The following is a 14,411-nucleotide window of genomic DNA, read 5'->3' as shown; positions in this document are numbered from 1 at the left end:
ACCTCGGCTCAGATAGTGTCTGCCCAACGAACTACACGTTGGGGGAGCGGTCATGAGTGTGCCCAAGCGCGTGCACGATCGGGTGGTTGCAGGGATCAGGCGGTATCAGCAGATATTTGCCGCGGCGAAAAGGCGCGATGTCAGCGAGTCCGATACCGCCGTCATCATTGCGGATTTTCTAGCCGACGTCCTGGGCTATGAAAAATATGTCGAGATCACAACAGAGTTTGCCATACGAGGCACGTACTGTGATCTCGCCATCAAGCTTGGTGGCACGCTGTGTTGCTTGATCGAAGTCAAGGCCATCGGTGTCGAGCTCAAGGATCAACATGTCAAGCAAGCGGTAGACTATGCCGCAAACCAGGGCAGTGAATGGATTGCCCTGACCAATGGAGCGGTCTGGCGCATATATCGAGTCGAGTTTTCCCAGCCAATCGGCTTTACTCTTGTCGCGGAAATGGAGTTGCTGAACACGCCATCACGAGATGCGGCCTTGATCGAATGTTTCGAGAGTCTCAGCCGTGAAGGCTTCGCGAAGGATAGGCTTACTGAGTTCTTTGAGCAGAGGCAGGCTACAAGCCGGTATGCTCTTGCAGCTACTCTCCTCAGCGAGCCAATGCTTAAGCTGCTACGTCGCGAGCTGCGGCGTGTATTCCCTGGCGTGAAAGTGACGGAAGATTTCCTGGAGAAGCAGCTCAAGACCGAAGTGTTGAAGAGAGAGCTGGTCGAGGGTGATCACGCAGCGGTGGCCGCATCGATGCTGAGAAAGTTGGCGCGCCGGATGGAGCGTCAACGTGAAAGGGCACGAACCGACGAAGCGGCCGGTACTGGAGGGGATGCCTCCGCGGGCAGCCAGATTGAGCAACAAACCGGCACACACTGAACGAGCCGTCGTGGTCAGCGCGTCCACTCGTCTCGAACAGTGAGCTTTGCGCGGCGAGCACGCGCACAGTCGACGAAGCGATCTCGTACGACCCTGAAGAATCTTGGCGGCAGGAATCCATAGGCGACGCTTGCAGGTCCATGGCCCGCCAATGGGCGCAGGTCTGGGCCGGGCCACGTGAAGACATTGCCCTCTGTCACGATGATCCACGAGCGCTCTTCGTCGAGACGGAGGCGTGTCTTTACCGGCCCAGGGATTTCCATGCCCTCCTGAGGAGGGCGTGGTTCTGCATGCGTGATTGGCAGGACGTACACGCGCTCAGTCGCATTGTCGTCGCGAGCGGCAAGCACGACTGCACAGGGCCTATCCTTCGTTCCTTCCTGCTGTCGGACAAGAGCTTGGTGCTGCCACAGATAGGCGTAGCGAATGACCAAGCCTGGCTGCGGCGCCGGCCAATTCACGGACGCCAGTCTTTCAGCTCATCATCGAGCGGTCCGTGCTCGGCAGGAACCTCGGCTCGGGCGATCGCGTCGAGCTCGGCTTCATTGAGCTCCTCCGCAGCAAACGCACGCTGGTCGCGCCGCCTCAGGCGCTCGTACTCGTTGGCTGAGAGCAATACCAGCCGGTCGCGACCGTTCTTGGTTATCGTCACCGGCTCAATGAGCGCGTGATCCGCCAGGGAGCCATAATTTTTGATGAACTCTGCAGTGGATACCCGCATAGGAATTCCTCATCGCACTATGCGAAATATATGTATCATTCAAACCTCAGACAAGACTCGCAGGATATGAATTATTCATTATCCGTGCAGATGACATGCCACGGCGCGGCCGTCGCCGCGGTCGCGCAGGTCGGGATCCTGCGTGCGGCAGGCGTCCATGGCGCGCGGGCAGCGCGGATGAAAGCGGCAGCCGGGCGGCGGGCGCAGGGCGCTGGGCACCTCGCCTGATATGATCTGCTGCGGCCGGGTGGCCTCCAGTGCCGGGTCGGGGATCGGGACCGCTGCCATCAGCGCCTGAGTGTAGGGATGCATCGGCTCCCTGTAGAGCTGGTCGCGGGTGGCGATCTCGACGATGCGGCCCAGATACATCACGGCGATGCGGTTGCTGATGTGACGCACCACGGAAAGGTCGTGGGCGATGAACAGGTAGGCCAGCCCCAGCCGCTCCTGCAGCTCCATAAACAGGTTCACGACCTGGGCCTGGATCGAGACGTCGAGCGCCGATACCGGCTCGTCGCAGATGATCAGGCTGGGGTTCAGCGCCAGCGCGCGCGCGATGCCGATGCGCTGGCGCTGGCCGCCGGAGAACTCGTGCGGGTAGCGCTCGGCCATGTCGGGCAGCAGGCCGACCATGCGGATCAGCTCGGCGATGCGGGCGCGATAGGCCGCCCTGTCGCCGGCCACGCCGTGCACCACCAGCGGCTCGCCCACGATGTCGCCCACCTTCATGCGCGGATCGAGCGAGCCGTAGGGGTCCTGGTAGACCATCTGCATGCGCCGGCGCACCTTGCGCATGCGGCCCTTGTCGTGGGTCGCGATGTCCTCGCCCTCGAAGACGATGCGGCCGGCCGTCGGCGTCAGCATGCGCAGGATGGCGAGCCCGGTCGTCGACTTGCCGCAGCCGCTCTCGCCCACCAGGCCCAGGGTCTCGCCGCGGTCGAGCGTGAAGGAGACGCCGTCGACGGCCTTGACCGTGGCGACCTGCTTCTGGATCACCACACCCTTCATCACCGGGAAGTGGACCTTCAAACCCTCGACCCGCAGCAGCGGGCCGTCGGTGGCGGCCGCGCGGGCAGCGGCCTCGGTCGTGAGCGAGTCAGGCATCGAGGAAACAGGCCTTGTAGTGTCGGTCGCTGACGGCCTGCAGCGGCGGCCGCTCCTGCCGGCAGCGATCGGTGGCTTGCTGGCAGCGCGGTGCGAAGGCGCAGCCAGGCGGCAGGTTGGCGAGATCGGGCGGCTGGCCCTCGATCGGGACCAGACGACTGCCGGTATCGCCGTCCAGGCGAGGGATCGAGGCCATCAGGCCGCGCGTGTAGGGATGACGCGGCCGGGCATAGAGATCGAGCGACGGCGCCGTCTCCACGATGCGTCCGCCATACATCACCACGACACGGTCGGCGTAGCGCGCCACCACGCCCAGGTCGTGCGTGATCAGGATCAGTGCCGAGCTGGACTCGCGCGTGAGCTGCTTGAGCAGCGCCAGGATCTGCGCCTGCACCGTCACGTCGAGCGCCGTCGTCGGCTCGTCGGCGACGATCAGCTTGGGATTGCAGGCCAGCGCCATCGCGATCATCACGCGCTGGCGCATGCCGCCGGAGTATTGATGCGGATACGAGTTCAGCCGGCTGCCGGCGTCGGGGATGGCAACCTTCGACAGCAGCTCCTTGGCGCGCTCGAAGGCGCGGGCCCACGATACCTTGCGGTGCAGGTTGACCGGCTCGCCGACCTGCATGCCGACCGTCAGTGCCGGGTTCAGCGACGACATCGGCTCCTGGAAGATCATGGCGATGCTGTCGCCGCGCACGGCGCGGATCGCGGCATCGTCGAGCTTCAGGAGGTCGCGGCCGTCGAACAGCACCTCGCCCTGCTCGATGCGGCCGGGCGGATTGGGTATCAGGCGCAGGATGGAAAGCGCCGTCACGCTCTTGCCCGAGCCCGATTCGCCCACGATCGCCACGGTCTCGCCGGCGGCGACGTCGAACGACACGTGATCGACCGCCACCACCTTGCCGCGCTCGGTGCGGAAGGTGGTGACCAGGTCGCGCACCTGCAGCAGCGGCGTGCCCGCCGCTGCTTGGGTATGCTGGGGCATGGTCAACGTTCGCTCAGACACGACAGGCACGCTCGATACCCCATGTTGTTGTCGGGCGCGCCAGTGGCGCACCCGCATGCAGCGCCGGATCATCCAGCGGCATCAGAGGAGCCGGCCCTTCGGGCCGGTGCGCCACCGCAGTGGCGCGCGCCCGGCTGATCACGCTCAGTATCCCATCTTTTTCTTCAGCTCCTGGTCGAGCCAGATGCGGGCATAGATCGGCCCGGGCCGGACCGCGCCGGCCCGCAGCTCGCCGCCGTAGTTCTTCACCCACGGCCACCACGCCGTGTAGACGTAGGGCGTCGGCAGCCAGAGATACGGCGCCTTGTCGAGCATCTCGCGCGTCATCTCCTTGAGCATCTCCTGGCGCTTCTCCTCGTCGCGCGTGCGGTAGACCTCGTCCATCTTCTTGTCGAAGGCCGGATCGGACCAGCCCGACGGGTTCCACTGCTGGCCGGTGGTGAAGCTCTTGCGGATGGTGGTCGTCGGATTGGTGTGGCCGTTGTTCATGAAGTAGCCGGCGGTCATGGTGCGCGAGGTCATCGCCGACAGGAACGCGGCATACTCCATGGGCTGGATCTCGATCTTGACGCCGATCTGCTCGAGATAGGCTGCCACCAGCGGCAGCAGCTCCATGTGGTCGGGGTTGCAGGAGCAGACCTGCACCTTGAAGCTGAAGCTCTTCGGCATGCCCGCCTCGTCGAGCAGCTTGCGCGCCTTCTTCGGATCGTAGGTGAACAGCTCCTTGATCGATTCGGGCATGCTGTCGAGCGGCTCATAGTACCCGATGTAGTCGGGGTGCATCGGATAGGCGAACAGCTCGGCATGCCCGTTGTAGTAGGCCTTGACGATCTCCTGCTTGTTGACCGCCATGTTCAGCGCTCGGCGCACGCGCACGTCGTCAAATGGCTTCTGGTCGACCAGGAAGGACAGGAATGTGCCGCTCATGTTCAGCCATCGCGACCATTGCAGCTGCGGCGCGCTCTTCTTCAGGCTCTCGACGTTCTGCCAGCGGATGTTCTCGAGCATGTCGAGCTTGCCGGTACGCAGGGCCGTGATGTAGGTCGCCTCGTCCTTGATCGTGCGGTACACGACCTTGTCCAGGAACGGCAGCTTGTACTCGGTTCCGTCGAGCTTGACCTTGTCCCAGTAGATCGGGTTCTTCGTGTAGGTATTGGAGTTGCCGGCCACGAAATCGCTCAACATGAAGGGGCCGGTGCCGTTGGCGTTCTTCCAGTTGGCGATACCGGCCTCGGCGACCTCGCGCGGGTAGATGCCGGAGAAATAGCCCCAGCCGAAGCGGTAGTCCCATTCGGCGAAGAAGTCCTTGAAGGTGATGACCACGGTGTGGCTGTCGGTGGCCTCGACCTTCTCGACATGATCGAAGTAGCCCACGATCTTCTTGGGGCTCCTATCCAGGCGATTGTAGGCATAGACCACGTCATCGGCCACAAGCTCGCGGCTCTTCATCACGCCGGCTTTCTCCGGGAACATGATGCCCTTGCGCAGCTTGATCTCGATGCGCAGCGGCTTGTCCTTCCATTGCCAGCTCTCGGCCAGCTCGCCGCGTATGGCGTCGCTGGGCAGCCAGGCGTCGGCGTAGAACGCATGCTTGCCGCCGTGCTTCTTGCTCTTGGACAGATCGGCGGCGAAGAGCTGCTCGTAGAACTGGCCGCTGTCATGGTTGGATTTCCAGTTCCAGTCGGCCGGATCCCACGACAGCGCCGACAGCGTCACGTAGACCGTGCCGACCTCCAGGGTGCCGCCGTATTGCGGCTTGCCGCTGCTCTGCGCCTGCGCCGCGGATTGGCCGCCCAGCAGCCCGATACCCAATGCGATCGCGCCCAGCGATCGGCCCCAGCCTCTCTTCATGTCACCCTCCCTTGTTCATTCATCGGCTCGATCGTCGCGTCGAGCGCAACGGCGCTCGACGCGACGCGCCGGCCGGTCAGTATCCCATCTTCTTCTTCAGCTCCTGGTCGATCCAGATGCGCGCATAGATGGGGCCCGGCCGCAGGGAGCCGACATTGAGCTCGCCAGCGTAGTTCTTCACCCACGGCCACCAGGCGGCGAACGCGTAGGGAGTCGGCAGCCAGATATAAGGTGCCTGAGCCACGATGTCGGCCGTCAGCTCGCGCAGGATCTCCATGCGCTTCTCTTCGTCCTGCGTCAGGTAGGCCTCGGCCATCCTGTCGTCGACCTTGGGGTCGGCATAGATCGACGGGTTCCAGGTCTGGCCGCTGACGAAGCTCTTGCGGATGCTGGTCGTCGGGTTGGTGTGGCTGCTGCTCATCAGATAGCCGGCGGCGTGCTTCTTGGTCGTCATGGCCGACAGGAAGGCGGCATATTCCATCGGCTGTAGCTCGGCCTTGACCCCGACCTGCTCCAGGTAGGCCACCAGCAGCGGCGCCAGCTCGGTGTGGTCCGGCGAGCAGGCGCAGTATTGCATCTTGAAGCTGAAGCCTTTGGGGTAGCCGGCCTCGGCCAGCAGCTTCTTGGCCTTGGCCGGGTCGTACTCGAACAATTCGCGTGCCGCCGGCGGCAGCTTGTCGAGCGGCTCGAAGTAGCCCGACCAGTCCGGATGCATCGGGTAGGCGTAGAGCTCGGCCTGCCCGACATAGTGCGCGGCGATGATCTCCTTCTTGTTGATCGCCATGTTGAGCGCGCGACGCACGCGCACGTCGTCGAAAGGCTTGGTGTCGGTGCGCAGCGCCACGAACGAGCCCAGGAAAGACAGCCGCTTGCTCCACTTGAGCTGTGGCACGCTCTTCTTGAGCTCGTCGACATGGCGCACGTTGATCGATTCGAGCATGTCGACCTTGCCGGTGCGCAAGGCGGCGTTCATGGTCGCCTCGTCCCTGATCGTGCGATAAATCATCTTGTCGACGAACGGGATCTTGTAGGCCTGCCCGCCGATCGTCTCCTTGTCCCAATAGATGGGGTTCTTGGTGTAGGTGTTGGAGTTGCCCTGCACGAAGTCCGTCAGCATGAACGGGCCGGTGCCGTTGACATTCTTCCAGTTGTTGGCGCCGGCGTCGACCACCTCCTTCGGGGTCACCACTGAATAGAAACCCCAGGCGAGGCGATAATCCCACTCGGCGTTGTATTCCTTGAAGTGGTAGACGACGGTGTGCTTGTCACGGGCTTCCACCCGATCGACGAAGTCGAAGTAGGTGGGCACCATCTTGGGGCTGGACCGCAGCCGGTTGAAGCTGAACACGACGTCCTCGGCGGTCAGCTCGCGTTCCTGCATCACGCCCGGCTTGGCGGGGAACATCACGCCCTTGCGCAGCGTGAACACCACCGACAGCGGATTCTGGACCAGCTCCCACTTCTCGGCCAGCTCGCCGCGCTGGGCGCCCGGCGGCAGGAAGGCGTCGATCGTGAACGGATACTTGCCGCCCTTGCGCACGCTCTTGTCGAGGTCGCCGGCGACGAGCTGCTCGTAGAACTGGCCGGTGTCATGGTTCAGCTTCCAGTTCCAGTCGTGCGGGTCCCATGACAGCGCCGACAGCGTGTAGAACATGGTGCCCACTTCGAGCGTGCCGCCGTATTGCGGCTTCTCGGCTGGAGCCTGGGCCGCGGCACCGCCGCTCAATGCCAGGGCCAGAGCGCCTGCCAGCCACCCTTTGCCCAATCGCCGTTTGCCAAGATCTCGGAAGCGCATCGCCTTCTCCCTCACTTCATGGACGTACCCCTGGTGCGCGACGTTGGCCGTCGCTTGTCCGGGTTTCAGCGGCTGCCGCGCATGCGCGGATCGAGCAGGTCGCGCAGGGCGTCGCCGAACATGTTGGTAGCGTAGACCACGATGGTCAGGCACAGGCCGGGCGCCAGCGCCAGCCATGGCCCCTGGTACATGAAGGTGCGGCCGGCGCCCGACAGCATGCCGCCCCAGGTCGGCGCCGGCGGCGGCACGCCCAGCCCCAGGAACGCCAGGCCCGACTCGACCAGGATCACGACGCCCACGCGCGTGGTGAACAGCACGATGACCGGCGGCATCACATTGGGCAGGATGTGGCGCCACAGGATGCGGAACGTCGAGGCGCCGGTCGACTGCGCGGCATGCACGTACATGTTCTCGCGCACCGTGACGACGGCGCTGCGGATGATGCGCGAGCCGGCGATGCCGAACAGCAGGGCCAGCGTGCCGATGATCTGCGGCATGCCCGGGCCGAGCACGGAGACCACGACGATCAGGATGATCAGGTCGGGGAAGCTCATCCAGGCATCGACGAAGCGCTGCGTCACCATGTCGAACTTGCCGCCGAGATAGCCGGTGAGGATGCCGAGCACGACGGAAATGATCGTCGCGAGCCCGGCGGCGCAGAAGCCGATGATGACCGACAGCTGTGCGCCGTAGAGGCAGCGCGAGAGCATGTCGCGGCCCAGATTGTCGGTGCCGAACGGGAACTGCAGCGACGGCGGCTTCAGCCGGTTGAGCGGGCTGATCTGGTTCATGCCGTAGGGAGCCAGCACGTCGGCGAAGATGCCGCAGAACAGGAACAGCATGAAGACGACGGCGCCGGCCGCGCCCAGCGGCTTCTCGCGGAACAGGCGGATGACGAAGCGGACGAAGGCACTGCGCTGGCGGCGCGGCGGGGCAATGGCCGCAGTATCGGCGACGCTGGTCATCAGCGGTACCTCACCTTGGGATCCAGGACGCCGTAGCTGAGATCGACGATCAGGTTGATCAGCATCACCGCCACGCCGACGATCAGGAACACGCCGGTGATGATCGGGTAGTCGCGCTGGCTCACTGCGTCGATCAGCAGCAGCCCCATGCCGGGAATGACGAAGATCTGCTCCAGGATCACGGCGCCACCGATCAGCAGCGGCGCCTGCAGGCCGATCAGCGTCACGACCGGGATCAGCGCGTTGCGCAGCGCGTGGCGCATGACGACCAGCTTCTCGTCCAGGCCCTTGGCCCAGGCCGTGCGCACATAGTCCTGGCGCAGCACCTCCAGCATCATGGTGCGCGTGAGCCGCATGGTGACGGCCGAGAGCGCGCAGCCGAGGATGACCGCCGGGATCGCCATCTGGCCGAGATTGCGCAGCGGGTCCTCGCTGAACGGCACGAACTTCACGTCGGGCGACCAGCCCCACCAGATCGACGGGAACACCATCACCATCGTGCCCATCCAGAAGCTGGGCACCGCCAGCATCAGGATCGAGAACGAGCGCGCGATATAGTCGCCGAGGGTATCCTGGCGAATGGCCGAGTAGACGCCGATCGGGATCGCCACGGCCAGCGCCACCAGCAATGCCAGGAAGCCGAGCTCGAAGGTGATCGGCAGACGCACCAGTAGCTGCTCGGCCACCGGCGTATTCTGCCACAGCGATTTGCCGAAATCGCCTTCGACCACGATGGCGTAGATCCAGCGGAAATACTGGATGTACATCGGCTGGTCTAGGCCCAGCGCCGCCTCGAGCTGGTCGCGCGATTTCTTGCCGGCGCTGATGTCGTTGGACGACAGCATCAGGTCGATGATGTCGCCGGGGATCAGGCGCACCGTCACAAACACGATGACGCTGGCGAAGAACAGGGTCGGCAGCAGGGCGAAAAGCCGCCGGGCGATATAGGCCTGCATGTCAGTCGCCTTCTGCCGCTGGCACGTTTGCTCCATTCATGCTTTTGCCTGACGCCCGGCGCCGCGCCGGCCGCGACGCGGGTGTATGATCGTCGGACGCTTGATCACGGTGCTGCGCCTTCATCGCCGACAGCATGCAATCGCGCGACGCTTCCAGCAGCGTCCGCCCGATGCGTTCGGCGCCCGCCGCGTCGCCGCTCTTCATGGCTCGCAGCAGGTCGCTCCAGAACCGGGCCGATTGCTGGCGCCGCACCCTCGTGTTCAGGTCGAGCGGCGTCTCGCACCACGCCATGCGCCACAGCGCCCGGCTGGTCAGCTCCTCCAGCATGCGCGCGAGCGGCCGGTTGCCGCTGAACTCGGCGATGACGTGCTGGGCCTCGCCGGCCGTCGTCGCATGCTCGCGCGCGCTGATGTCCATTGTCTCGGCCGAGCGGCGCAGGCGGTCGACCAGCGTCGCCACGCGCTCGAGCATCTCCGGCCGTGCCTGCTCGGTGGCCTGGCGCGCCGCCAGCCCCAACAGCACGGCCCGCACGCTGAACAGCGAGCCCAGGTCGGCCGGGTCGAAGACGCGGGCTCGCGCGCCATGGCGCGGCACGATCTCCACGAGGCCGCTGCGCTCCAGGATGCGGAAAGCTTCGCGCACCGGGCCGCGGCTGACTTGGTAGCGTTCGGCGAGCAGTTCTTCCTTCAGGCGGCTGTCGGGCGCGCACGCGCCATTCATGATCTGATGGCCGAGGTGGTCGGCGATCTGCTGCGGCAGTGGCAGGGCGCAGATCCGCGGGGCCATGCCTGTCGATGGGCGGGCCTTGTGCGGGCGCGTCGTGCAACGCGCCGAAGCCCTGCGGGCCGGCGGTGCGTCCATGTTTCCTCCCGACGCACGCTCTTGTCGGCGCGCTGTTTTGGGTCATTGCAATGTGAAGTTGCCGAGGAGCTTGTCAACAAAAAACAAAAACCCATGCGGCGGCGGACAGAAGCGGCATACCGTTTGATGCTCGGGACGATCGCCCACGCGTGTGCGGACCGCCGCCGCGGGTGCACCGGTTCCGCCTGACGGCGGGTGCAGGGAAGCTCTTCTCCCATGTCGATTGACCCTGCGCACGATCGCCGTAATTCTCGCGGCGACGTTCGACCCTGCGACGCGGAGACCTTGCCGTGGCTGATCCTGGCGCTGTGCCTGACGCAACCTTGCCGCTGTCGGGCGTGCGGGTGCTCGACATCAGCTCGTTCATCGCCGCCCCGGCGGCGGCCACGGTGCTGGGTGACTGGGGCGCCGACGTCATCAAGGTCGAAGGCCCCGAAGGCGATCCCAACCGGCAGATGGTGCGCGACACGCCCAGCTATCCCAAGAGCCCGATCAACTATGCCTGGCACCTCGACGGCCGCAACAAGCGCTCGCTGGTGCTGGACCTGAAGCAGCCCCAGGCACGTGCCGCGCTCGATCGCCTGATCGCCGTGTCGGATGTGCTGATCTGCAATTTTCCGCCCGTCGTGCGCGAGCGCCTGCGGTTGCGCTACGAGGACGTCAAGGCCGTCAACCCGCGGCTGATCTATGCCTCGCTCACGGGCTACGGCGAGACCGGCCCCGACCGCGACCGGCCCGGCTTCGACGCCACGGCCTATTTCGCGCGCTCCGGCCTGTTCGATGCGCAGCGCTACGAAGGCGGTCCGCCGGGCACCGCCGTGCCGGCGCAGGGCGACCGCGCCACCGCCATGGGGCTGGTGTCAGCCATCCTGATGGCCCTGATGCGCCGCATGAGGACCGGCGAGGGCAGCTGGGTCGGCACCTCGCTGCTGGCCAACGGCATCTGGTCCTGCGGGGTGATGGCGCAAGCGGCGCTTGTCGGCGCCTTCCTGCCGCCGCGTCCGCCGCGCGACCGGCCGCGCAGCGCGTTGGCCAACATCTATCGCACCCGCGACGATCGCTGGATCCAGCTCGTGATGGTGCGCGAGGACAAGCTGTGGCCCGCCCTGTGCCAGGCCATCGAGCAGCCGGCGCTGGCGCAGGATGCGCGCTTCACCACCATCGAGGCCCGGCGGGCCCGCGCCGCCGAGCTGGCGGCCATCCTTGCCGATGCCTTCGTCACCCGCGACTACGCGTACTGGAGTGACATCCTGGCCGCGGCGGACATCACCTTCGGCGTCATCAGCCGGGTGCAGGACCTGCCCGACGACGAGCAGGCGGTCCATGCCGGCGCCATCGTGGCTTCGGCCAATCCCGAGATGCCGCGCACCATCGCCAACCCGATCCATCTCGACTTCGCGCAGCCGCGCGCCGCCACCCCCGGCCCGGCGCTGGGACAGCACACCGTCGAAGTGCTGCGCGAGGCCGGTCTGTCCGATGACGAGATCGCCGCGCTCGATCCGGGCTAGTAGGGCTCGACCGTCCTCTTGCGCAAGGCGCGCGGCGGCGTCGTCGGCAAGGTCGACAGCGTGTTCAGCAAGATGGCGCGTGTGTCGGCCGGATCGATCACGTCGTCGTAGCCGAAGCGCCCCGCCACCTCGAGAGCGGTATTGTATTGCTTGAGCTCTTCTGTACGTCTGTGGTGGCGTGCCGTGCGCGCTTCTTCATCATCGATGCCGTCCAGCTCGCGGCGGTAAATGATGCTGGCCGCCCCCTCGAGGCCCATGCCGCCGAACTCGGCGGTCGGCCAGGCGAGCAGGATCGAGGGCTCGAACGGACGGGAGCCCATGATGTAGTAGCCCAGGCCATAAGCCTTGCGCAGCACGACGGTCAGGATCGGCACGGTGGCATTGGCCATCGCCGAGAGGAGGCGGCCGCTGCGCCGGACGAGGCCGGTTTGCTCGATCTCCGGTCCCACCATCAGGCCCGGCGTATCGCACAGCACCAGCAGGGGCAGATCGAAGGCATCGCAAAGCTGGACGAACCGCGCTGCCTTCTCGCATGCGGGGCCATCCATCGCGCCAGCAAGAAACATCGGCTGGTTGGCGATCACGCCTACCGCCCTGCCATCGAGCCGAGCCAGGGCCGTCACCATGGCTCGACCGAAGCCGCCACGGAGCTCCATCACGCTGTCGATGTCGGCGATGCCTCGGATCGCCTTGCGCACGTCGTAGGCCCGGCGGGGATTGTCCGGCACGAGGCTGCGCAGGCTCGTCGGATCCGGCGCCTCACCCGATGGCCGCGGCGGACCAAAGTATGAGAGGTAGCGCTTCGCCTTCTCGACCGCTTCAGCCTCGTCCTCGACCAGGATATCGATCGCGCCGGAGGCGTGGTGAACGTCGGACGGGCCGATTTCCTCGGGCTTCAGCCTGACCCCGAGGGCCGCTTCGACGAGTGGCGGTCCCGCCATGCCCATCGTGCTGTTGCGCGTCGCGATCAGCACGTCGCACATGCCGGCCAGGTTGGCGTGGCCCGCGAAGGCACGACCCGGCAGGATGCCGACGGTGGGCACCAGCCCCGACAGGCGGGCGAAGATCACAAAGGTGTGGGAGGCTCCGCGTCCCTCGACCTTCATGTCGTGCGGCCGCGCTCCGCCGCCGTCCAGCCAGCAGACCACCGGCAGCCGATGCTGCAACGCATGGCTGAGCATGCGGCTGATCTTGGCGTGGTTGTTGGCGCTCTGCGTGCCGGCGTAGACGGTGTAGTCGTAGGCCACGATGTCGACAGCGCGACCCTCGATCCGCGCCGTTCCCATCACCAGGCCGTCGGCCGCGCCCTGCATGCCCGGCATCGCCGGCCGCACCAGCCCGCCGTACTCGACGAAGGAGCCCGCATCGGCGAGGGCGGCGATGCCCTCGCGCGTCGTCCATCGCCCGCGCCGGCGCTGGTGGGCTGCGGCGTCCGGGCGGGCGGCGTCCTCGAGCGCCGCCCGCGCTGTCTGCACTTGCTCGAGCGTGAGGCGCGGGCCCGATTGCTGGTCGCCCTGGGGCATTAGTCGACCCTGATGTTGGCGGCGCGGATCACCTCGCGATAGTCGCGTCGGTTCTTCTCCATGGTCTGTGCCAGCGCGGCGGCGTCCGTGAACGCCGGCACCATGCCGTTGTTGAGGAGCTTCTCGCTGACGGCAGGATCTTCGACGGCGGCCTTGATTGCCTCTTCCCAGCGCTTGACGACCGCGGCGGGCATTCCCGTCGGACCGCACAGCCCGAACCAGGCGTAGGTCTCGAAGCCCGGTGCCACGTCGGAGATCATGGGGGCATCGGGGAAGAAGCGTTTCCCGAGCGGATCGCCGAGCGCGAGCAGACGCAGCGATCCCGAGCGGACGTGGCTGATGATATCGCCGAGGTTGGTGAGCGAGAAATCCACCCGCCCGCTGACCAGGTCGTGCAGCGCAGCCTGCGAGCCCCGGTAGGGAACGTGGACCATCTTGATGTTCAGCTTCTGGCTCAGGATCTCGTTCGACAGATGCTGGACCGAGCCGACGCCAGGGGTGGCGTAGCTGATCTTGCCGGGATTGGCGCGTGCGGCGGCCACCAGGTCCTGCACGGAGCGATACGGGCTCTCCTTTCCGACGACGAGGCCGAAAGTCGAACGCAGGAGCTGGCCGATCCCCATCAGCTCGGTGGCGGGATTCACCGACAGCTGGACGCCCGGCAGCTCGGTGATGATCGTCATGTTGCCCGTGGTGCAGAACAGCACGGTGTGTCCATCGGCGGGGCTGCGAGCGGTCGCCTCGGCGGCGATCATGCCGTTGGCGCCGGTTCGGTTCTCGACCACCACGCGCTGGCCGAGCACCTTGGTCGCCACGTCGGCCAGCAGCCGTGCTGCCATGTCGCCCGATCCGCCGGCCGCAAAGCCGTAGTTCATTCGGATCGGCCGGTCTGAAAATGCGGGCTGCTGTGCTGTAGCCGCCTGGAGAGTGACTACGGTGAGCGCCAGTCCCACCAGTGGCATTGCTAGAGCGAGCATCCTGTTGCGCATTACTTTCCCCCGACATGCTTCCTGCGGTCTGCGACCGCAGGCGAAGGGCGGGACCTTATCACTTTCTGGTTGGTAAACAAGTAAATGATCGCCGCATTGATGCGCGCGAGACGCGGTTGGAACCGGGCATCCATTGGCTCGCGAGCTGGCAGGGACATGCTCTGTCTTTGCAAACTTACTTGTACACCAGCAAGTTTAAAGATCTAATCAATTCCGAAGACGGGACGAACCTTAGCCGTTCTCAT

12 protein-coding genes are annotated in these 14,411 nt (G+C 65.6%); 2 read left to right on the top strand and 10 right to left on the bottom strand.

Going from position 1 to position 14,411, the window contains the following annotated elements; translation table 11 throughout:
* Nucleotides 1–52: 52 nt before the first annotated feature.
* Entirely contained in the window at nucleotides 53–883 is an 831-nt protein-coding gene (locus tag FHP25_RS02370) for a type I restriction enzyme HsdR N-terminal domain-containing protein (RefSeq protein ID WP_147845284.1), read from the top strand.
* Between the two features lie 457 nt (nucleotides 884–1,340).
* Here FHP25_RS02370 and FHP25_RS02360 read toward each other — a convergent pair whose 3' ends face one another.
* From FHP25_RS02360 to FHP25_RS02325, 8 genes are all read right to left on the bottom strand, one after another.
* Nucleotides 1,341–1,604: a type II toxin-antitoxin system prevent-host-death family antitoxin gene (locus FHP25_RS02360; protein ID WP_147845282.1), complete on the bottom strand. Its 264-nt coding sequence runs from the start codon at nucleotides 1,602–1,604 to the stop codon at nucleotides 1,341–1,343.
* A gap of 78 nt (nucleotides 1,605–1,682) precedes the next feature.
* Complete coding sequence (locus FHP25_RS02355; RefSeq protein ID WP_147845281.1) at nucleotides 1,683–2,708, bottom strand: ABC transporter ATP-binding protein; 1,026 nt, start codon at nucleotides 2,706–2,708, stop codon at nucleotides 1,683–1,685.
* Complete coding sequence (locus FHP25_RS02350; RefSeq protein ID WP_147845280.1) at nucleotides 2,701–3,696, bottom strand: ABC transporter ATP-binding protein; 996 nt, start codon at nucleotides 3,694–3,696, stop codon at nucleotides 2,701–2,703. The genes FHP25_RS02355 and FHP25_RS02350 overlap by 8 nt, the downstream gene beginning before the upstream one ends.
* Before the next feature lie 165 nt (nucleotides 3,697–3,861).
* A complete protein-coding gene (locus FHP25_RS02345; RefSeq protein WP_147845279.1) occupies nucleotides 3,862–5,568 on the bottom strand; it encodes an ABC transporter substrate-binding protein in 1,707 nt (568 codons plus the stop codon).
* 76 nt (nucleotides 5,569–5,644) lie between these two features.
* Nucleotides 5,645–7,363, bottom strand: a complete 1,719-nt coding sequence (locus FHP25_RS02340; protein WP_147845278.1) for an ABC transporter substrate-binding protein — start codon at nucleotides 7,361–7,363, stop codon at nucleotides 5,645–5,647.
* Between the two features lie 65 nt (nucleotides 7,364–7,428).
* Nucleotides 7,429–8,328: an ABC transporter permease gene (locus FHP25_RS02335; RefSeq protein ID WP_147845277.1), complete on the bottom strand. Its 900-nt coding sequence runs from the start codon at nucleotides 8,326–8,328 to the stop codon at nucleotides 7,429–7,431.
* The gene (locus tag FHP25_RS02330) at nucleotides 8,328–9,284 is read right to left on the bottom strand and encodes an ABC transporter permease (RefSeq protein ID WP_147845276.1); all 957 of its coding nucleotides are present in this window, start codon (nucleotides 9,282–9,284) and stop codon (nucleotides 8,328–8,330) included. Before FHP25_RS02330 ends, FHP25_RS02335 begins: the two co-directional genes overlap by 1 nt.
* 1 nt (nucleotide 9,285) lies before the next feature.
* A complete protein-coding gene (locus tag FHP25_RS02325; protein ID WP_147845275.1) occupies nucleotides 9,286–10,146 on the bottom strand; it encodes a GntR family transcriptional regulator in 861 nt (286 codons plus the stop codon).
* A 290-nt stretch (nucleotides 10,147–10,436) separates the two neighbouring features.
* Between FHP25_RS02325 and FHP25_RS02320 the strand changes: the two genes are divergently transcribed.
* Complete coding sequence (locus FHP25_RS02320) at nucleotides 10,437–11,654, top strand: CaiB/BaiF CoA transferase family protein (protein ID WP_178133221.1); 1,218 nt, start codon at nucleotides 10,437–10,439, stop codon at nucleotides 11,652–11,654.
* On the opposite strand, the gene FHP25_RS02315 is transcribed toward FHP25_RS02320, so the two are convergent.
* Together FHP25_RS02315 and FHP25_RS02310 are read right to left on the bottom strand one after the other, a co-directional pair.
* Nucleotides 11,651–13,177, bottom strand: coding sequence for an acyl-CoA carboxylase subunit beta (locus FHP25_RS02315; protein WP_147845273.1), 1,527 nt, complete (start codon nucleotides 13,175–13,177; stop codon nucleotides 11,651–11,653). The genes FHP25_RS02320 and FHP25_RS02315 overlap by 4 nt on opposite strands.
* The gene (locus FHP25_RS02310; RefSeq protein WP_178133220.1) at nucleotides 13,177–14,139 is read right to left on the bottom strand and encodes a Bug family tripartite tricarboxylate transporter substrate binding protein; all 963 of its coding nucleotides are present in this window, start codon (nucleotides 14,137–14,139) and stop codon (nucleotides 13,177–13,179) included. The genes FHP25_RS02315 and FHP25_RS02310 overlap by 1 nt, the downstream gene beginning before the upstream one ends.
* Nucleotides 14,140–14,411: the final 272 nt, after the last annotated feature.

The sequence above is a fragment of the Vineibacter terrae genome (genome assembly GCF_008039615.1).
Taxonomy (GTDB): domain Bacteria; phylum Pseudomonadota; class Alphaproteobacteria; order Reyranellales; family Reyranellaceae; genus Vineibacter; species Vineibacter terrae.
Note: the sequence above shows the minus strand (reverse complement) of the source record. Positions and strands in the feature narration are given on the sequence as shown.

Bases quoted from the DNA above. Each gene is read 5' to 3' on its own strand.
- FHP25_RS02370 (WP_147845284.1), top strand. From the start codon at position 53: ATGAGTGTGCCCAAGCGCGTGCACGATCGGGTGGTTGCAGGGATCAGG.
- FHP25_RS02360 (WP_147845282.1), bottom strand. From the start codon at position 1,604: ATGCGGGTATCCACTGCAGAGTTCATCAAAAATTATGGCTCCCTGGCG.
- FHP25_RS02355 (WP_147845281.1), bottom strand. From the start codon at position 2,708: ATGCCTGACTCGCTCACGACCGAGGCCGCTGCCCGCGCGGCCGCCACC.
- FHP25_RS02350 (WP_147845280.1), bottom strand. From the start codon at position 3,696: ATGCCCCAGCATACCCAAGCAGCGGCGGGCACGCCGCTGCTGCAGGTG.
- FHP25_RS02345 (WP_147845279.1), bottom strand. From the start codon at position 5,568: ATGAAGAGAGGCTGGGGCCGATCGCTGGGCGCGATCGCATTGGGTATC.
- FHP25_RS02340 (WP_147845278.1), bottom strand. From the start codon at position 7,363: ATGCGCTTCCGAGATCTTGGCAAACGGCGATTGGGCAAAGGGTGGCTG.
- FHP25_RS02335 (WP_147845277.1), bottom strand. From the start codon at position 8,328: ATGACCAGCGTCGCCGATACTGCGGCCATTGCCCCGCCGCGCCGCCAG.
- FHP25_RS02330 (WP_147845276.1), bottom strand. From the start codon at position 9,284: ATGCAGGCCTATATCGCCCGGCGGCTTTTCGCCCTGCTGCCGACCCTG.
- FHP25_RS02325 (WP_147845275.1), bottom strand. From the start codon at position 10,146: ATGGACGCACCGCCGGCCCGCAGGGCTTCGGCGCGTTGCACGACGCGC.
- FHP25_RS02315 (WP_147845273.1), bottom strand. From the start codon at position 13,177: ATGCCCCAGGGCGACCAGCAATCGGGCCCGCGCCTCACGCTCGAGCAA.
- FHP25_RS02310 (WP_178133220.1), bottom strand. From the start codon at position 14,139: ATGCCACTGGTGGGACTGGCGCTCACCGTAGTCACTCTCCAGGCGGCT.